This window comes from Staphylococcus sp. MB377, from assembly GCF_001922505.1.
Lineage (GTDB): Bacteria > Bacillota > Bacilli > Staphylococcales > Staphylococcaceae > Staphylococcus > Staphylococcus haemolyticus.
Genome location: NZ_MAON01000003.1, coordinates 37,858 through 57,118, shown reverse-complemented (window position 1 = coordinate 57,118; position 19,261 = coordinate 37,858). Strand labels below are relative to the sequence as shown.

16 protein-coding genes and 1 pseudogene are annotated in these 19,261 nt (G+C 34.3%); 3 read left to right on the top strand and 14 right to left on the bottom strand.

Annotated elements, in window-relative coordinates:
• From BB045_RS11885 to tadA, 5 genes and pseudogenes are all read right to left on the bottom strand, one after another.
• Nucleotides 1-2,603: fibrinogen-binding adhesin SdrG C-terminal domain-containing protein (locus BB045_RS11885; RefSeq protein WP_483883058.1), on the bottom strand; the 2,603-nt coding region annotated here is incomplete at its 3' end.
• 1,100 nt (nt 2,604-3,703) lie between these two features.
• Nucleotides 3,704-3,866 (bottom strand): annotated as a pseudogene (locus BB045_RS12565) (YSIRK-type signal peptide-containing protein); the annotation flags it as partial.
• Between the two features lie 316 nt (nt 3,867-4,182).
• Nucleotides 4,183-4,749, bottom strand: coding sequence for an NADPH-dependent FMN reductase (locus tag BB045_RS00905; protein WP_075140402.1), 567 nt, complete (start codon nt 4,747-4,749; stop codon nt 4,183-4,185).
• Between the two features lie 22 nt (nt 4,750-4,771).
• Nucleotides 4,772-5,641: a Cof-type HAD-IIB family hydrolase gene (locus BB045_RS00900; RefSeq protein WP_075140401.1), complete on the bottom strand. Its 870-nt coding sequence runs from the start codon at nt 5,639-5,641 to the stop codon at nt 4,772-4,774.
• 135 nt (nt 5,642-5,776) lie between these two features.
• Nucleotides 5,777-6,250, bottom strand: a complete 474-nt coding sequence (tadA, locus tag BB045_RS00895) for a tRNA adenosine(34) deaminase TadA (protein WP_033079562.1) — start codon at nt 6,248-6,250, stop codon at nt 5,777-5,779.
• Between the two features lie 63 nt (nt 6,251-6,313).
• Here tadA and BB045_RS00890 point away from each other — a divergent pair, with 63 nt between their 5' ends.
• On the top strand, nt 6,314-6,931 hold the full coding sequence (locus BB045_RS00890; protein WP_053017854.1) for a deoxynucleoside kinase: 618 nt from the start codon (nt 6,314-6,316) through the stop codon (nt 6,929-6,931).
• Nucleotides 6,924-7,586: a deoxynucleoside kinase gene (locus BB045_RS00885; RefSeq protein ID WP_049395837.1), complete on the top strand. Its 663-nt coding sequence runs from the start codon at nt 6,924-6,926 to the stop codon at nt 7,584-7,586. Before BB045_RS00890 ends, BB045_RS00885 begins: the two co-directional genes overlap by 8 nt.
• Nucleotides 7,587-7,642: 56 nt before the next feature.
• On the opposite strand, the gene BB045_RS00880 is transcribed toward BB045_RS00885, so the two are convergent.
• The 5 genes from BB045_RS00880 to BB045_RS00860 all read right to left on the bottom strand — a co-directional run bounded on the left by BB045_RS00880 (nt 7,643) and on the right by BB045_RS00860 (nt 11,969).
• On the bottom strand, nt 7,643-8,344 hold the full coding sequence (locus tag BB045_RS00880) for an HAD family hydrolase (RefSeq protein WP_049395836.1): 702 nt from the start codon (nt 8,342-8,344) through the stop codon (nt 7,643-7,645).
• A gap of 99 nt (nt 8,345-8,443) precedes the next feature.
• Nucleotides 8,444-8,764 carry a GNAT family N-acetyltransferase gene (locus BB045_RS00875; protein ID WP_305954530.1) on the bottom strand — a complete coding sequence of 107 codons (321 nt, stop codon included), beginning with the start codon at nt 8,762-8,764 and terminating at the stop codon, nt 8,444-8,446.
• Between the two features lie 516 nt (nt 8,765-9,280).
• On the bottom strand, nt 9,281-9,544 hold the full coding sequence (locus tag BB045_RS00870) for a TrmB family transcriptional regulator (RefSeq protein WP_142236911.1): 264 nt from the start codon (nt 9,542-9,544) through the stop codon (nt 9,281-9,283).
• 149 nt (nt 9,545-9,693) lie between these two features.
• Entirely contained in the window at nt 9,694-10,770 is a 1,077-nt protein-coding gene (locus BB045_RS00865) for a branched-chain amino acid aminotransferase (RefSeq protein ID WP_070860921.1), read from the bottom strand.
• A 242-nt stretch (nt 10,771-11,012) separates the two neighbouring features.
• Entirely contained in the window at nt 11,013-11,969 is a 957-nt protein-coding gene (locus tag BB045_RS00860; RefSeq protein ID WP_033079552.1) for an L-threonine 3-dehydrogenase, read from the bottom strand.
• Nucleotides 11,970-12,257: 288 nt separating this feature from the next.
• Between BB045_RS00860 and BB045_RS00855 the strand changes: the two genes are divergently transcribed.
• A complete protein-coding gene (locus tag BB045_RS00855) occupies nt 12,258-15,161 on the top strand; it encodes a 5'-nucleotidase C-terminal domain-containing protein (protein WP_075140400.1) in 2,904 nt (967 codons plus the stop codon).
• 198 nt (nt 15,162-15,359) lie between these two features.
• On the opposite strand, the gene BB045_RS00850 is transcribed toward BB045_RS00855, so the two are convergent.
• The 4 genes from BB045_RS00850 to BB045_RS00835 all read right to left on the bottom strand — a co-directional run bounded on the left by BB045_RS00850 (nt 15,360) and on the right by BB045_RS00835 (nt 19,120).
• Entirely contained in the window at nt 15,360-16,319 is a 960-nt protein-coding gene (locus BB045_RS00850; RefSeq protein ID WP_075140399.1) for an ornithine cyclodeaminase family protein, read from the bottom strand.
• Nucleotides 16,320-16,779: 460 nt separating this feature from the next.
• On the bottom strand, nt 16,780-17,199 hold the full coding sequence (locus tag BB045_RS00845) for an NUDIX hydrolase (protein ID WP_053025244.1): 420 nt from the start codon (nt 17,197-17,199) through the stop codon (nt 16,780-16,782).
• An 11-nt stretch (nt 17,200-17,210) separates the two neighbouring features.
• Nucleotides 17,211-17,717, bottom strand: a complete 507-nt coding sequence (locus tag BB045_RS00840; RefSeq protein WP_053022463.1) for a GNAT family N-acetyltransferase — start codon at nt 17,715-17,717, stop codon at nt 17,211-17,213.
• A gap of 212 nt (nt 17,718-17,929) precedes the next feature.
• Nucleotides 17,930-19,120, bottom strand: a complete 1,191-nt coding sequence (locus BB045_RS00835) for a glycine C-acetyltransferase (protein WP_053022462.1) — start codon at nt 19,118-19,120, stop codon at nt 17,930-17,932.
• Nucleotides 19,121-19,261 lie beyond the last annotated feature (141 nt).

Sequence of the window (19,261 nt, the reverse complement as noted above, 5' to 3'; positions counted from 1 at the left end):
GCATCTGAGTCAGCATCTGAGTCAGCATCTGCATCTGAATCTGCGTCTGCATCTGAGTCAGCATCTGCATCTGAATCTGCGTCTGCATCTGAGTCAGCATCTGCATCTGAATCTGCGTCTGCATCTGCATCTGCGTCTGCGTCTGCATCTGCATCAGCATCTGCGTCTGCATCTGAATCTGCGTCTGCATCTGCATCTGCGTCTGCGTCTGCATCTGCATCAGCATCTGCGTCTGCATCTGAATCTGCGTCTGCGTCTGCATCTGAGTCAGCATCTGCATCTGAATCTGCGTCTGCATCTGAGTCAGCATCTGAGTCAGCATCTGCATCTGAATCTGCGTCTGCATCTGAGTCAGCATCTGCATCTGAATCTGCGTCTGCATCTGAGTCAGCATCTGCATCTGAATCTGCGTCTGCATCTGCATCTGCGTCTGCGTCTGCATCTGCATCAGCATCTGCGTCTGCATCTGAATCTGCGTCTGCATCTGCATCTGCGTCTGCGTCTGCATCTGCATCAGCATCTGCGTCTGCATCTGAATCTGCGTCTGCGTCTGCATCTGAGTCAGCATCTGCATCTGAATCTGCGTCTGCATCTGAGTCAGCATCTGAGTCAGCATCTGCATCTGAATCTGCGTCTGCATCTGAGTCAGCATCTGCATCTGAATCTGCGTCTGCATCTGAGTCAGCATCTGCATCTGAATCTGCGTCTGCATCTGAGTCAGCGTCTGCGTCTGCATCTGAATCTGCGTCTGCGTCTGCATCTGCATCAGCATCAGCATCTGCGTCTGCATCTGAATCTGCGTCTGCGTCTGCATCTGAGTCAGCATCTGCATCTGAATCTGCGTCTGCATCTGCGTCTGCATCTGAGTCAGCATCTGCATCTGAATCTGCGTCTGCATCTGAATCTGCGTCTGCATCTGAGTCTGCGTCTGCATCTGAGTCAGCATCTGCATCTGAATCTGCGTCTGCATCTGAGTCAGCGTCTGCGTCTGCATCTGAATCTGCGTCTGCGTCTGCATCTGCATCTGCGTCTGCGTCTGCATCTGCATCAGCATCAGCATCTGCGTCTGCATCTGCATCTGCGTCTGCGTCTGCATCTGCGTCAGCATCTGCATCTGAATCTGCGTCTGCATCTGAATCAGCGTCTGCATCTGAATCTGCGTCTGCATCTGAATCTGCGTCTGCATCTGAATCAGCGTCTGCATCTGAATCTGCGTCTGCATCTGAATCTGCGTCTGCATCTGCGTCTGCGTCTGCATCTGAATCAGCGTCTGCATCTGAATCTGCGTCTGCATCTGAATCAGCGTCTGCATCTGAATCTGCGTCTGCATCTGAATCAGCGTCTGCATCTGAATCTGCGTCTGCATCTGAGTCTGCGTCTGCATCTGCATCTGAATCTGCGTCTGCATCTGCGTCAGCGTCTGCGTCTGCATCTGAGTCAGCATCTGCATCTGAATCAGCATCTGCATCTGAATCTGCGTCTGCATCTGAGTCTGCGTCAGCGTCTGCATCTGCGTCAGCGTCTGCATCTGCATCTGCGTCAGCGTCTGCATCTGAGTCAGCATCTGCATCTGCATCTGCGTCTGCATCTGAGTCAGCGTCTGCGTCTGCATCTGAATCTGCGTCTGCATCTGAGTCAGCATCTGCATCTGAATCTGCGTCTGCATCTGAATCTGCGTCTGCATCTGCATCAGCATCAGCATCTGCGTCTGCATCTGCATCTGCGTCGCTGTCATCTCCGTCTGCAGAACCATTACCTTTTTTAATTATATTTTCGTTATCCCAATAATATAATCTTTGATTGTAATTATTATCTAAGTTTGTTTCTGTAACACGTGTTTTAATATTTTTACCACTGTCATCAAAATGTCCATCAACTACAATAACATATGCTTTATTAGTATCTCCAAATTTAACATTAATTGAATTGTTATTAGTATCAGTTATCCAACCCTCAAAATTACTTGTCACATCTTTTAGATTTGGGTCATTTGGATTAACATAGTAACTTTCTGATAGTTTAGAAGTATCGTTAACTTCATACACTTTAATATTTGTATTATCTAAATCTACCTTAGTACTACTATCACTACTATCTGTAGTATATCCTTGAATATTAACATTCATGTTTCTTAAACTATTTTCTTTTGGATTAACATATATAGTTTGTTTATATTCGTTTGCACCAGAATTTTTATCTATTTTAGTAATAAATGAAGTTACATTGGCACCCTGTGCGTCATTTTGACCTTGAAATGGTGAATCATATTGAATATTAATACTTGATTGATATTCTTTACCTGCTATATCAAAATTTAATAGATAGTTACCACTATTTGGAGTGTTCTGTCTATCAGTAAATACTGGTAAATCAAATTGTCCTTTTATATTTTTTTTATTATTAACAAAATTAGTAAATGTATATTTTACTTGTTTTGTTTGAGTATCATAAGTACCAGTAGCTACTGTATCACCATTAGCATTTTTTAAATCAGGCAAATGCATTGTATTATTAACATTACTATAATCTATATCACCATCTAGAGTGATATTTTTAGGAACATTTATAGTGAAATAATCTCCTGATTTAACACTTCCATCAATATTGAATGATGCGTTTAGTTTACTATAGCCATGTTGGTTAGGGTCAATTGTTTTACTGTCAAAATTAAATTGATTGACATTTATTTTATTATTTACATTAGAACCTTCTTGAGTTGCTTCGGCAGCTAAACGATTAACTGGTTTAGCAGTTGATTCAGAGGCACGAGCAGTTGCATATGTTGTTGTAGATTCTTTTTTATTTGAATAGTCTTTTACTAATAAACTTAATAATGTATTTGTATCAAGATTATTATAGTCTAAATCTAAGTCTTTAACTTGGGCTTTAGCTTCTTCTTTGCTTGTATTGTTTGTATCAGCTATATAATTAGTTAAAGTAGCTTGCTTGTCTTGTGTTGTTGTAGCATTTTGAACATCGTTAACTACTGTATCAATATCTTGTGTATCATTTGATTTTTGTGAATTTTTAGATGGAGTATCTTCTTTAGTAGTTTCTACTTTAGTATCTTCTTGAGTTGGTTCTTCTTTAGTAGTTTCTACTTTAGCTTCTTCTTGAGTTGGTTCTTCTTTAGTAGTTTCTACTTTAGCTTCTTCTTGAGTTGGTTTTTCTTTAGTAGTTTCTACTTTAGCTTCTTCTTGAGTTGGTTCTTCTTTAGTAGTTTCTACTTTAGTATCTTCTTGAGTTGGTTCTTCTTTAGTAGTTTCTACTTTAGCATCTTCTTGAGTTGGTTCTTCTTTAGTAGTTTCTACTTTAGCTTCTTCTTGAGTTGGTTCTTCTTTAGTAGTTTCTACTTTAGCATCTTCTTGAGTTGGTTCTTCTTTAGTAGTTTCTACTTTAGCATCTTCTTGAGTTGGTTCTTCTTTAGTAGTTTCTACTTTAGCATCTTCTTGAGTTGGTTCTTCTTTAGTAGTTTCTACTTTAGCATCTTCTTGAGTTGGTTCTTCTTTAGTAGTTTCTACTTTAGCATCTTCTTGAGTTGGTTCTTCTTTAGTATTATTTTCATTTGTTATATCAGTTTGTTCAGGAAAGTCACTATTATTTGTAGTGTGCTCACTCGTTTGAACATCACTTTTTTGTTTAACACCATCATCTTGTGATGACGTATCGTCACTTACTTGTACTGATGTGTCTTCTGTATTATTTTCTGCTGCTTTAGCTTCTTGATTTCCAACACCAAATAATAAAGTAGCTCCTACTAATATTGATGCTGTTCCTACAGTGAATTTTCTAATTGAGTATTTGTTTAATTTGTTGGATAAAAAATCTACTTTTTTGTTAATTGGTCCTTGTCTTCTTTTACTCATAGCTTACCTCCTAATAATTAAATTATTCACATTTTAAAATGTAAACTACATATAATATTATATGCAAATACACTTCTAGAATAATGCATTTTATCATTTAACACAACACTTTTAAAAATTTTTACAATAAAAAAGTAAATATTAGGTCATACAATAGATAGGTGTCTTTAATATTTTTAAGTCAATTCAATTAAACAAGTTATAATTATCTCCAAATGATATACAATCTTTCTCGTTAAATAAAAAAAGAGCGATATCTATCGCTCTTTAAACTCGTTTCTTCCTTTATAAATGTGTTTTTTAACATTATTACAATTTATTTTAAATGTTCATAAGGACTATTATTCACAAATGATACAATTTGGTCTACAAATAATTTTGCACGCAACTGAAATTGGTCATCATCAAGATATAATGTACCATCGTCAAGTTTACTGTAGTCTGAGTCATGTGTAGCAATTTGTGTGGGCACAGCGATACCTAATAAACTGCGTACAATAACACGTAAATGTGATAATGGTTCTGAACTTACGATACCTCCGCTATTACCGATTAATCCTACTGGTTTCATTTTGACATAATCCATATTGATATGATCTAATGCATTTTTTAAGATGCCAGAATATGAACCATGATAATTAGGAGTTCCAAGTACTAAGAAGTCTGCTGCCATTACTTTTTCTTGAAAATCTTTTATATTGGTTTTAATTTCATCGATAGACGGCGTTGTCCCAGAAAAGTCTAATTGATTTAATGGGCGTTCTGCTAAATCATAAATATCAACATCTAAATCATGTGTATCAAACTGTCCCACTAAATATTTAGCTAACGCATTTGTATGTGAGCCAACTTTGGCACTACCAACAATTATAAGTCCTTCCATTTCTACTATACACCTCTTAATATTAATTATTTTCTTCTTTCAATAACTTTGTTATGGCTTTTCCAACACCACTATTTTCATTTGTGTCCGTTACATATTTAGCAACTGCTTTAACTTCAGGCATAGCGTTTTCTACTGCAACAGGATAACCTACACGCTCTAGCATTGATACGTCATTCAAGTTATCGCCTAAAGCCATAACGTCTTTTAAATCAATATTTAATTGATTAGCAATAGACTCTAACGCGATTCCTTTTTGCGCGTCAAAATGTGTAATCTCAAGATTTCCGCGTGAAGATGATGAAATAGCTAAACTTGGAATAGCTGAAAGTTCTACTCCAATGGCATTAATTTTCTCTAAATCCGGATTAAAAGCTAACACTTTCATGATTAATTCGCCCGGGATATCTTCAATTTCTTCATAACTATTTACAACTTTTAATGTCCCATTATTTATGCGCTTTTGAATGCCTTGTTTAATCTTTTCAACATCCGCTTCTTGTCCTGCTTGTTTAGCAATATCTAAGTAAATATCTAAATCTTTGGTTGGATCTTCTGTATAAATCCCTCTATTAGTATAAATTTGATAATATACGTCATTTTTATCTAGAATTGATTTAATGCGTTCCACTAATTCATGATTTAAATTAGACGTATTCATAATATTAAATGATTCATCACGTACTTCTGCACCATTTAAACAAATATATGGTACGCTTAAATCTGTCTCAGCTACAGGTGTATTTGCCTCATAAAATGCACGACCTGTCGCAATGGCAACTGTTATCCCTTGTGATTGTGCATATTTTATTGCATCAACATTTTCTTGAGAAATTTCATGTGCAGCATTTAACAATGTGCCATCCATATCTGTTGCTATTAATTTAATCATACAGTTACCTCGTTTCATTCTCTTAATTAATTGCTATTTATCTTAAAAAAACATTTTAAAGTTAAAATTTAAAATCTCAACTTGAACACTTAATTCACGTGTATTATTTTAACAAATATAGCTCAATTTGTACGCTTACATGTTCGCTTTAGACTTCTTTAATCGTAGCTCACGGAAGAAGTTTCGTAATAAATCACCACACTCTTGCTCAAGTACGCCTTTAATAACTTCAGCTCTATGATTAAATCGAGATTCTTCTAATAGATTCATCAAGCTACCACTACATCCACCTTTAGGATCAGTAGCGCCGTATACCACTTTAGGAATTCTACTCATCACAATGGCACCGGCACACATGACGCACGGTTCAAGTGTCACATATAATTTGCATTCTTCTAAACGCCAACTTCCAACTACTTTTGAAGCACGTTCAATAGCGATATGTTCTGCGTGAGCCGTAGGAAGCTGCGCAGTTTCTCTTAAGTTATGTGCACTTGCTATGACTTCATTGTTTTTAACTATGATTGCGCCTATAGGAACTTCTCCAAGTTTTTGAGCTTTTTTAGCTTCTTCAATCGCTAATTTCATGTAATATTCATCATTTGCCATGTGTGTTATACCTCACTTATGATACAATACTCATTGTCTATTTTAACATTTGGAGATGTGATTATGAACAAACCATTTATCGCAATTGAGGGGCCAATTGGTGTAGGTAAATCTTCCCTAACTCATAAGCTTAGCCAGACATTAAATTACTATGAAGAAAAAGAAATAATTGATGAAAATCCATTTTTATCTGACTTCTACGATGATATTTCTAAATGGAGTTTTCAAACAGAAATGTTTTTCCTCTGTAATCGATATAAACAGGCAAAAGATATCGCTAAAATGACTCAAGGTGTTGTTAGCGATTATCATATTTATAAAAATAAAATTTTCGCTCGTAACACGTTGAGTAATAATGAATTTGATAAATTTGATCGCATTTTCGATATTTTAACTGAAGATCTTGAAATGCCTAACATGATTATTTTCTTAGATGCTGATTTGGATGTTCTGAAACAAAGAATAGCTCAACGTAATCGTAGTTTTGAACATCATATTGAGGATGACTATTTATTGAATCTCAAAGAAGATTATTTAACATTTTATAATGCCATGAAAAGCGAAGGCGCAAATGTCGTCTTAATTAATACAAGTGAAATTGATTTTGTTAAAAATGACTCAGATTATCAATCAATTTTAGAAAAAATAAGACCTATGATAGGAGCAATTGAACATGAATAATTATAAAGTACCTCAAAACGCAATAATCACCATTGCTGGTACCGTTGGTGTTGGGAAATCGACATTGACACAGGCTTTAGCTGACAAATTGAATTTTAAAACCTCTTTTGAAAATGTTGATCATAATCCTTATCTAGATAAATTTTATGATGACTTTGAACGTTGGAGTTTCCACTTACAAATCTACTTTTTAGCAGAACGTTTTAAAGAACAAAAACGTATGTTTGAATATGGTGGTGGATTCATTCAAGATCGCTCTATTTATGAAGATGTTGATATTTTCGCGAAAATGCATGAAGAACAAGGTACTATGAATGAAGATGATTTTAAAACATATTCTGAGTTGTTCAATGCAATGGTAATGACACCTTACTTCCCTAAACCTGATGTATTAATTTATCTTGAGTGCGACTACAATGAAGTAATTGAGCGTATCAAAGCACGTGGTCGTGATATGGAAATTAATACGGATCCTGAGTATTGGCAAAAGTTATTCAAACGTTATGATGACTGGATAAATAACTTTAATGCCTGTCCGGTCGTGCGCGTTAACATCAACGAATATGATATTCATGAAAACCTAGACTCTTTAGACCCAATTATTGATAAAATTGCTCATGTAATTAATACTTATCGCAAGGTAGATAATCGTTAACATAAACAAACGCTACACATTTCAAACTCTTTGTGTAGCGTTTTTACATTTTTATCTTATTTGTTTTCAATATATTGCTTTAAGACTTCGGGCACACTCACAGCTGTCTCTATTATCACATCAGCATCTACTAACTCTTCTTTTTTAGCTATACCAGTAAGCACACCAATTGCTAAACCTAATTCAGCATTAACCTTTGTTTTCATGTCGTTATTAGTATCTCCTACTATAACTACATCTTCAGGTTTGACATCATAAGAATCAAACAGTGGATTTAATACTGCTGGATTTGGCTTTTCCGCTGCATGTGATTCTGTGGAGATAACTAAGTCGAAAGCGTCTTTAGAATTGGTATCTTCAAGAAATTGCAATACTCCTTTTCGTGAATCACTTGTAACAATTCCAATTTTATAGCCGTCTTTTTTTAAAGATTGAATCATATCATACACACCATCAATCCAGTTGTTCTCTGGCACACGTGTATCAACAAGTTCCTGGCTCGTATTACGTGTCCAAGTTGAGACATCTTTACCAACAACGTTATTAAAAGCTTTAATCATTTCATCTAGTGACCCTGAACCCATTACAGAATCAGGAACGATTGCATTATCAAGAACACCTAATTGTCGATGTGCAACTTCTTTATTAGCTACTGGGAATTCATCTAAAAGACTATCCACTAATCTTATACCAATTTTCTCCCAACTCTTATCAAATTCTATTAAAGTCCCGTCTTTATCAAATAATATCCATTCCATTTTCATAACACTCCTGTGAATTATGATTATTAACTCTTCTATTGTAATACAAATTTTTATTTTAGACCCAATAGAATGATTTAATATTCCATCTACCAATTATTCAGTATATGTATCTGTTAGGCGTTTATCTTGATATATAACCATACCAGTTTTCAATTTTTTAAATCCAGCCTTTTGATAAAATTCTAAATTATCGATAGTTGAGATTAAATGGATACATGAAACTGACCCTATTTCCTTAAGAATGTGTTTAAACATATGCATACCAATTTGATTATTTTGTAAATCTTTATTAACAACTAAGTCATAAATAGCTGCATTGAATACACCATCTGATAATGCTCTAGCAAAACCAATGACTTTATTATCATAAATTGCTAAGACTACGTGCGTACTATTCTCGAAAATTTTTCGTATCTTATCTTTATCATGTTTTAACTAACCAACTGATTGATATGTTTCGTAAATTGAATCAATATAGCTTTCATCGAAATAAGTAATTAGTTTAAATTTCATTCAATCCCCCCAATCATCTTTATATTTTATTATACAAACTTATTCAATATCTTTTAAGTTTCAAAAATACGCGAACCAATACCGTTTCATTTATCATTTGCCTACGTTGATTTAATTGAGCGAAATTTATGATTGTGTAATTTAAAAATCGATATAAATAATTCACCCCGAAAATTAGACTTTTAATCTAACACCGGGGTGATTTTTCTTTATAAAAATAATTATTTAGGTTCACCGTGTACTAAAATGCTACTAATAAAGTCAATCGTTTTTTTTATGAAACCGAATACGTCTGTCATTTGATTCCACTCCTTCATTAATATTTAAATTACACTTTAATTGTAAGCACCTGAGGATAAATTTGGCGTTTATTGCGTAATTGCCCATTAATATTGCGTATTTGTATGTTTATATATTTCAATTTATATTGTTTTGCATAGAAAGCAATTCTTGTACGTAACTATCCTTCACCTCGTAAACAACAGGATTACTTTTTAACTTAATTAATTTGCTTTCATATTTTTTTATTACCTCATTAACTTTATTTCTTGAATATCCTGCGATATCTTTGACTCCTTTAATAGTAATTCTAGAATATTTACTTCCCAAAATTTTATCTTGAAGTAATATAAAGAGAACATCTGAATCATATTTATTCAATTCTTGTTGATCAAGTGCCATTGCAAGTCTTTTAATGATTTCTGTATTATTTTCAAAAGTTTCTATCTATTTCTAATAATAAATCAGCAATCTTATATTTAAACCTTCGCAATAAAACAAAAAAACTAGAAACCTCGATTCCTCAGGATTTCTAGTTCTTTAAACTTACCTTATTTATATTCTGGGACAACTACACGCCAACCATGTGTATCTTCTAATTTACCACTTTGGATACCAGTATATGTGTCGTATAATTTTTTAGTAATTTCTCCTGGCTCGTTATTGTTAATAACGATTTCTCTATCTTCATACTTTAATGTACCGACTGGAGAAATAACTGCTGCTGTACCTGAACCGAATACTTCAGTTAATTCACCTTTGTCGTAAGCTTCGAATAATTCATCGATTGACACTTTACGTTCTTCAACCTCATAGCCTAACTCTTTAGCTAATTCAATGATTGATTTACGTGTAATACCTGGTAAGATACTTCCATTTAAAGCAGGTGTAACTAATTTACCATTTTCAACGAAGAAGATGTTCATACTACCAACTTCTTCAACATATTTTTGTTCTACGCCGTCTAACCATAATACTTGATCATAGCCTAAATTATTAGCATTTGTTTGTGCTAATAAGCTTGCAGCATAGTTACCTGCTACTTTAGCGAATCCTACACCACCGCGTACGGCACGAACATATTCATCTTCAACGTAAATTTTAGTTGTTTTTAAAGTGTCTCCGCCATAATACGCGCCTGATGGAGATAAAATAATTAATAATTTATATTGATGAGATGCTCTTACTCCTAAAATGCCTTCAGTCGCAAATACAAACGGACGGATATATAATGATTGTCCTTCTCCCTCAGGTACCCAATCACGTTCAACGTCTACTAATTGTTTTAAACCTTCTAGTAATAATTCTTCATCTACTTTAGGCATTTCTAATCGTGCTAATGAATCATTAATACGTTTGAAGTTTTGGTCTGGTCTAAATAATACAACTTCTCCTTCATGTTTGTATGCTTTTAAACCTTCAAATACCGCTTGTCCATAGTGAAGACCTTGTGCAGCTGGTGAAACTTCAAATGGTGCGTAAGGAACAATTTTTAAATCATGCCAACCTTTATCTACATCATAATCAAAGCTTAACATATAATCTGTAAAGTATTGACCGAACCCTAAATTACCTTCTGGTTTTTCTTTAAGCGAGTCGCGTTGTTCAAATTTAACTTTTTCTGACATGATGAAAGCCTCCTAAATAAATCTTAGTTAGTAATAGTATATTAAATTATAGCAATCTCGTAATGTTGATTCAATGAATTTTCTAAAAATTCAAACTAAATACTAATTGTAAACCCTTTCTTTAAAATAACATACTTTAGTAAATTTTTAATGGCCGTTACTAACTAATTTCGGATAAAAAAGAAAACCTCAAACATTTCGTCTGAGGTTCTGTGTTATATGACTTGTATGACAGTCAAACTTTATTTATTTTGTTCTTTTTCTTCAATTGCTTTTAACATTAATTCAGTCATACCAGCTAAATCGTATTTAGGGTTAAAGCCCCACTCTTTACGAGAATAACTTGTATCAATATTATCTGGCCAGCTATCAGCAATTGCTTGACGTACTGGATCTACTTCATAATCTAATGCGAAGTCAGGATAATGTTTTTGGATTTCAGCTTTAATTTGCTCAGGTTCAAAACTCATAGCACTTAAGTTATAGCCATTACGTGTTACAAGTTTGTCGCTATCTGCTTCCATTAATTTAATAATTGCATCAATTGCATCATCCATATACATCATATCCATGTATGTGTCTTTAGCAATATAGCTTGTGTAACGACCTTTTCTAACCGCTTCAAAATAAATTTCAACAGCATAATCAGTAGTACCGCCACCTGGTTCTTTAACATGAGAGATAAGTCCTGGGAATCTCACACTACGCGTATCGACACCAAATTTTGTGAAATAGTATTGGCATAATAACTCACCTGCAACTTTGTTCACACCATACATTGTAGTAGGTTGTTGAATTGTATTTTGTGGTGTATCTTTCTTAGGCGTTGAATCACCAAATGCACCAATTGAACTTGGTGTGAAGAAATGTAATTCATACGTTCTAGCTGTTTCTAATGCGTTCATTAGACCGCCCATATTTAAATCCCATGCTAATAAAGGATTTTTCTCTGCAGTCGCTGATAATAATGCAGCCATATGCATTAACGTATCTGCTTTAAAGTTCTCAACGATTGCCATCATAGCTTCACGATTTGTAACATCTAATACTTCAAACGGACCATTGTTAACTGGTGAATCTTCTTCCGGCTCTCTAATATCCGTAGCTAATACATTGTCATTTCCGTAAATTTCTCTGCATTTTAATACCAACTCAGTACCAATTTGACCAAGTGCTCCTGTAATTACGATTCTTTCCATAAATAAAAAACTCCCTTTGTGTGTTTACCACGAATTATTGTCCTTTTAGGGTGTACATAATCCCTATTTACATGCTTATTATAATATAAAAGCGCTTTCTTGTATACTCACAAAGTACACTCTTTTAAATTCATTTTATTTTTGAAAAGTCAGAGATACATACTCTTCATAACGTTATATTTATTAATTGTTTTTAAAATTATTGTAAATAATTTAATGAGTAAGCTTAAGGCTTTGCGACTTATGCTAATATGAGAATGTAAATTTCATCTAATAAAGGAGGCAAATATGAAGCGATATCTTATTCCACTTTTAGTTTTATGTTTTATCGTATTTGGTATTACAACTGGTACCTCTTATGCAGCTGAATCACAGGCAACACAAGCTACTAACACAACAGCTACCGCAGAAGTACCACAATCTGCTTCAAAAGAAGCATTATCAGCTAACATTGAATCAACTAATAAACCTTTATCTCTTGAGTCAAACAACGTTTCACATAATTACCAAGCCACACCTTCGTCTGAAACAACTTCACATCTTAATTTTGAAACGTCTACAACACAAAACACTACTTCAGAGAAGCATAATAATTCATCTCAAGGTTCTGCCTTTTCACAAGAAAAAGCTACACCTGAACCTGCTACAAACGAAAATAATACATCTTCACAAGAAAAAGCATCGTCTGAATCCACTTCAAATGAAAATAATACATCGCAATCCCATGATACGGAGGTGAAACCTTCTCCTTCGACGTCGGAGCAAAGCAAGTCTAAGCAAGTAGAAACTACAAAAGAATCTACTTCCACTAAAGTTAAACAAACACCTCAAGAATCAACTCAACAACAGCAAAAGCGTAATGTTCCAGAATCACAACAATCTACACCTGCTTCAAAGCAAGTATCTAAAAATAGCAATACTACATCAGAACAAGCAGCACCTAAATCTCAACATGTGACTGTCAACAAAAGAATGGCAACTACTTCTGACAACACAAATGAACATACAATTTTACATACAAATGATATTCATGGCCGATTTGTAGAGGATGATGGGAGAGTCATCGGTATGGCTAAAGTAAAAGGTCTTAAAGACAAATATAATCCGGATTTAATGGTGGATTCAGGAGATGCTTTTCAAGGTTTACCTGTTTCTAACAATTCAAAGGGAGAAGAAATGGCCAAAGCTATGAATAGTGTTGGCTATGATGCAATGACTGTCGGAAACCATGAATTTGACTTTGGTTATGATCAATTACTTAAATTGCAGAAACAATTAAACTTCCCTATTGTTTCTTCTAATATCTACAAAAATGGTAAACGCGTATTTGATTTTTCAACTACAGTAACTAAAAACAATGTCCGTTATGGTATTGTAGGTGTCACGACACCTGAAACAAAAACTAAAACGTCGCCTACTGCTGTTGAAGGTGTTGAATTTAAAGACCCATTAACTAGTGTCAAACAAGCCATGAATGAGATTAAAAACAATGTCGATGTATTCGTTATCTTATCGCACTTAGGTGTAGATAAATCGACGCAAAAAACTTGGCGTGGTGATTATTTAATTGATCAACTTACGAAAGACGGTTCATTTAAACAACCTATCTTCGTATTAGATGGTCACTCACATACCGTGATTGATAACGGTGAACATTATGGTACTAATAATCTACTCGCTCAAACTGGTACTGCACTAGCAAATGTAGGACGTGTGGATTTTACTTTTCAAAATCAAAAAGCGTCTGATATCAAAGCATCATTAATCAATGTAGCGGACGCCAAAGATATCACACCTGACTCACAAATTGATGCACAAACTAAAAAGGCAAATGACGACTTCTTAAAAGAAACATCAACAGTTGTTATACCTAATAATACAGTGACGTTAAATGGTGAACGTGCTCAAGCGCGCACGCAAGAAACAAACCTAGGTAACCTAATTACGGATGCTATGGAAGCATATGCCTCTAAGAATTTCTCACATCAATCTGATTTCGCAATCACTAACGGTGGTGGTATTCGAGCTTCAATTGAAAAAGGTGAGGTTACTGAAAATGACATCATAACAGTGTTACCATTCGGTAATTTAATTTCTCAAATTCAAGTGAAAGGTTCAGATGTTGAAAAAGCATTTGAACACAGTTTAAGTGCTGATACTGAAACTCATGACGGTAAGAAGGTCTTAGGTGCAAATGGAGGATTCTTACAAGTATCTGACTCACTCAGAGTGTATTATGATATCAATAAAGCATCTGGCCAACGCATTAATGCAATCAAGGTACTGAATAAAGAGAATGGAGAATATGAAGATCTAGATCCTAACCGTACTTACTATGTAACTACCAATGACTTCACAGCTAATCAAGGAGATGGCTATGATATGTTTGGTGGACAACGTGAGGAAGGCATTTCTTTAGATGCAGTTGTCGCTCAATATATTAAGAATACAGATTTAAATCAATACAATACCGAAGAACCTGTACGTATCATTAATGGTCTACCGGAAAGTAATGAACAACCAAATACTGGTAAAGAAGATAATGATAATAATCATTCAACTAATGGACAAGATAGCCAACAACAAACACCAGATTCAAACAATGATGACAAAGACAATACCGGTCATATTAATGACAATGATGACAATACTAAAGACGATAAACAAACTGATTCTTCTAATAAAGATAATGTCATTGAATTCCCTAATAAAGACCATCAAAAAGATAATGACAACGTAATTGAAATCCCAGCTAACAATAATCAAACTCATAATAGCACTGATGATAATATTGTCATTCCAAGCGCTACCGACAAGATGCATACTAACAACATAAAAGGAAATGCAATCGAACATCACCCTACTTCAAACTTAGTGAGTATTTCTAATAACAACAAAGGAACACGAGACCAATTGACTTGTTATGCAAGTCATTCACAACATTATAAAGATGTCATTAAATTCCCAGTTCAAATGAATCCTAAAGATAATTTTTATAATGAGACACTAATAACTACTAATAGTAATGCTTCTAAAAATTCAAATCTTATGTTTACACAAGAACATGACGCCATCACATCATTACCAAATGCAGGTTTGAAAGATGGCAGTTTAGAACATGGTATCGCTATTATATTAGTAGTAGCAGGAACAGGATTAATTTACATCCGAACTCGTAAAAAATCAGCATAATTTCAAATTAAAAACCGTGTAGATGACAGTTAACAATATGTCATTTACACGGTTTATTCATAATTTTGAAAATGTGCAGATAAACACAGTAAGTTCTTTAATGTGAATACTTTAATTTTTAGTGGCCCGGCAGTCTATTTATTTAAGATTACATACTTACACTCGCAATTTCCTCACAATATTAAAGCTACTTCAACATTATACTTCTTTATTTGCTACTGCTTTTTTATAGAAATAATTAGCAACAACGATATCTACAATTGCTAACCCTACTGATTTAAATAGCGTTACTTCCTTATTATCTTCACGCCCTGAAACTTTACCGGCTACGATGTCCCCTAGTTCACCATGTAATGAATCTTTCGTTATAATTCCTTCTTCTTGAGGTACCTTTAAATCACCAGTTTCTTCCATCGCTGCTTCTACTGATTCAACGACAATTTTATTCGCTACTAACATAGACTCTGATGGTAATTCCTGCATATCTGGTTTAAATGAGCCTACTGCGTTTAAATGAACGCCGGGATGTAATGAATGTGAATATACCGGATGATTAGAATTTGTCGCAGTTACAACAACATCAGCCTCTTCCATCGCATCATCCGCTTCTTCAAAGACTTTTGTCGATACATTATAATTATTAGCTACTTCTTGAGCTAAACGTTCTGCATTTTCCTTAGTACGACTCGAAAAGTGAATTGTATCGATATTTCTAACTGCCATTACTGCAGCAATTAGTCCTTGTGCTTGATCACCAGAACCAATAACGCATAGTGTTTTAGCATCTTCACGTGCCAAGTATTTAGTTGCTACTCCAGAGATAGCACCTGTACGAATCTTAGTTAAATAACTACCATCTAATACAGCTAATGTTTCCCCAGTTTCATAATCACTTAATAACACTGATCCTGTAATTGTCTTTTTGCCTTTTTTAGGATTATCTGGCGCAAATGTAACTGTTTTAATACCAACCACTTTAAGATCATCAGATAATGCTGGCATAACTAAATATCTATTACCTTCATTAAACGGTAAGACATACCTTAACGGTGTGTCTGTCTTCCCTCCTGAAAATGCCTTTAATGAATTCGCAACTTCATCAATGACTTCTTTCATGTCTAATAATGATTGCTGGTCTTGTTCATTCAAAACTAACATGTCTGATACCTCCACTTTATATTTAATATCTATTTATCTTTTACCCGTCAAAACACCAAATTGTCATTGTTAAATGGCATTATCAATACCATTATTTCAAAAATGTATATATGTTAAGTTAATTTGATTAAAGTATTAATTTAGTATTGTGCTTATATGTTAATGGTGCTATCTTATTACTATAAATAAAAGGCTTGCACAGAAGTGTAGCCTTGAGATTTCATGCTTATTATGAAACTATTTATAAACTTTTGACGCCTAGAGTGGCACGACGAAATCGTTGTGCCACTCTAATTTGTATTATTCATTAATCTTTTAAATTTTTTAGCTAGATTTCACTCTTAAATGTACTAAAAATTTTGATGTGCTTGATTTAAGTGTCTTTTCAGTTGAGTTAGCTTCTGCAAATGTACTCTGAATGATTAAAATATTATATTTGGCCCATCCTCTTTTTCACATTTCAATCCACGAAACCCTCATCATAATAAGTAGCCTTATTATTTAAAAACGCATTCAAACTATGATGATAATAGATTAACTTTTCATCAGCTTCTGGAATCGAGAACCAACCTAATGTCGAAATTTCATCTTTCATTTGTATGTCTGTTGTATAATCTTGAACCTGTGCTTTGAACATGAAAAAAAGTGTATGAACATTCATTTGTGTCGATTTACCCTCATTAACACTTACTATGTCGTTAACTTCAACTAATAATCCTGTTTCTTCTCTAACTTCCCGATTTAGCGCTTCAACTAAAGTTTCACCGTATTCAACTTTGCCACCTGGTAATGACCATCCGCCACCATCCGTATTATGAACTAATAACACGTTCCCCTCTTCATTTTGTATCAATGCATATACTACTTTTAAATCCTTCATTCATCTAACCTTCATTCATTAGGAATTTCAAATCGACTGACCAAATTTCCATTCTTTTTGACGTAAGATTCAATTTCATAACCACCACTATGTTTGATCACTTTTTGAGAGGCAACGTTTTTGGGATTTGTAGTCATTAACACTTTATCTACGCCTATTTCTTTTAGAAAAGCTTTAGCCTCTTTCAGCATCAACGAAGCAATACCTTGTCCTCTACGTGACCTACACACTCCGTAACCTACATGACCACCTATATTTACTAAGCGTTGATTCAAGTAATGACGAATATCGACTGCACCAACAATCACCTCATTCTCGAAACAAAATAATGTTGTCGTCGGTACCCAGCCATCATCAACTTCAGTACTATTTAGATGGTCTACCATACTCTCAAATGATTCATACCTTGACATGTCTGTGTTTGAAGGCACTATTGGTTCATCATTCACATACCATTCTTGGAGGTACTTCGTTAAAGCATCTTTATCTGCATAACTCAATTGTCTTAAACGTAACACGAGTATCCCTCCTTCTGCACTATAAGCTTATATTGTTTTAGTTTCTCATTTCATATTTTAAAATTATTTGTTATAAATCAATTTTACCAAAATACTAATCTGTTCCTCACATAAAAACAAAGCATAAATTTCAAAATCAGCTTTTTGTCACAATAAAAAGACTGGGACAATGAATATCATCCCAGTCTAAAAATTCTATCTTCTATTTTAATTTATTTAATAGTACCTAATTCTTTACCAACTTTTTCATAAGCAGCAATTGCTTTATCTAACATTTCTTTTGTATGTGCTGCTATAGGCATGTTTCTTACACGACCTGTACCACGAGGTACTGTTGGGAATACGATAGATTTTACATACACGCCTTCATCTTTAAGACGTTTACTAAATTCTTGAGTTTCTTTTTCATCACCAATAATAACTGGTGTAATTGGTGTTTCTGATTCACCAGTATTGAATCCAAGTTTTTCTAAGCCATCTTTTAAATATTTAGCGTTATCCCATAATTGATCGTGTAATTCAGTAGAAGCCATTAATTTTTTCACAGCTTCTGTAATTGCTTTTGTATCTCCAGGTGCTAAAGAAGTTGAGAATAAGAATGGACGTGATTGAGCTTTTAACCAATCAATTAATTCTTTAGTTCCTGCTACGTAACCGCCAACTACACCGATAGCTTTAGAAAGTGTACCGATTTGGAAATCAATTTTATCTTGTAGGCCAAAATGTTTAACCGTACCTGCACCTTTACCCATAACGCCTGAACCATGTGCATCATCAACATAAGTAATTAAACCGAATTCTTCAGCAATTTCAACGATTTCTGGTAATTTAGCAACATCTCCATCCATACTGAATACACCATCAGTAATGTACATTACTTTATTATATTGACCAGATTCTACAGCTTCTTTTGCTTTAGCTCTTAAGTCATCCATATCAGAGTGGTTAACACGGATGATTTTAGCTTTAGATAGACGACAACCATCAATAATTGAAGCATGGTTTAATTCATCTGAAAGAATCGCATCGTTTTTGTTCATTACTGCTGAAATAGCTGCCATGTTACAGTTGAAACCTGATTGATAAGCGATAGCTGCTTCAGTACCTTTGAATTTAGCTAAAGTCTCTTCTAATTCATCGTGTAGGTCTAATGTACCGTTGATTGAACGTACGGCACCAGCACCAACACCGTGTGAATCGATAGCATGTTTAGCAGCAGATTTTAAATCTTCATTTGTTGCTAGCCCTAAGTAGTTGTTTGATGATAAGTTAATATATTGTTTCCCATTGATTGTGATTTCTGGACCATTAGCACCTTCGATAGAATCGATTTCGTTATATAACCCATTATCTTTTAAATATTGAATATTTTCTTCTAAGAAATTGTGTAGTGATTGAACCATATTCATATCCCCTTTGTATTTTTTATATCAACATAATCATAACTGATTTTCCTTCAACATGAAAGCACTATCATTCCAATAAATTCAATATATTGCATATTCTTCACCTCATGTACAATTGTTCATACAACATGTAATTTT

What these genes read in the sequence shown, in the direction of transcription:
- BB045_RS00905 (WP_075140402.1), bottom strand. Translation starts at nt 4,749, where the DNA reads ATGGAAGGACTTATAATTGTTGGTAGTGCCAAAGTTGGCTCACATACA.
- BB045_RS00900 (WP_075140401.1), bottom strand. Translation starts at nt 5,641, where the DNA reads ATGATTAAATTAATAGCAACAGATATGGATGGCACATTGTTAAATGCT.
- tadA (WP_033079562.1), bottom strand. Translation starts at nt 6,250, where the DNA reads ATGGCAAATGATGAATATTACATGAAATTAGCGATTGAAGAAGCTAAA.
- BB045_RS00890 (WP_053017854.1), top strand. Translation starts at nt 6,314, where the DNA reads ATGAACAAACCATTTATCGCAATTGAGGGGCCAATTGGTGTAGGTAAA.
- BB045_RS00885 (WP_049395837.1), top strand. Translation starts at nt 6,924, where the DNA reads ATGAATAATTATAAAGTACCTCAAAACGCAATAATCACCATTGCTGGT.
- BB045_RS00880 (WP_049395836.1), bottom strand. Translation starts at nt 8,344, where the DNA reads ATGGAATGGATATTATTTGATAAAGACGGGACTTTAATAGAATTTGAT.
- BB045_RS00870 (WP_142236911.1), bottom strand. Translation starts at nt 9,544, where the DNA reads ATGGCACTTGATCAACAAGAATTGAATAAATATGATTCAGATGTTCTC.
- BB045_RS00865 (WP_070860921.1), bottom strand. Translation starts at nt 10,770, where the DNA reads ATGTCAGAAAAAGTTAAATTTGAACAACGCGACTCGCTTAAAGAAAAA.
- BB045_RS00860 (WP_033079552.1), bottom strand. Translation starts at nt 11,969, where the DNA reads ATGGAAAGAATCGTAATTACAGGAGCACTTGGTCAAATTGGTACTGAG.
- BB045_RS00855 (WP_075140400.1), top strand. Translation starts at nt 12,258, where the DNA reads ATGAAGCGATATCTTATTCCACTTTTAGTTTTATGTTTTATCGTATTT.
- BB045_RS00850 (WP_075140399.1), bottom strand. Translation starts at nt 16,319, where the DNA reads ATGTTAGTTTTGAATGAACAAGACCAGCAATCATTATTAGACATGAAA.
- BB045_RS00845 (WP_053025244.1), bottom strand. Translation starts at nt 17,199, where the DNA reads ATGAAGGATTTAAAAGTAGTATATGCATTGATACAAAATGAAGAGGGG.
- BB045_RS00835 (WP_053022462.1), bottom strand. Translation starts at nt 19,120, where the DNA reads ATGGTTCAATCACTACACAATTTCTTAGAAGAAAATATTCAATATTTA.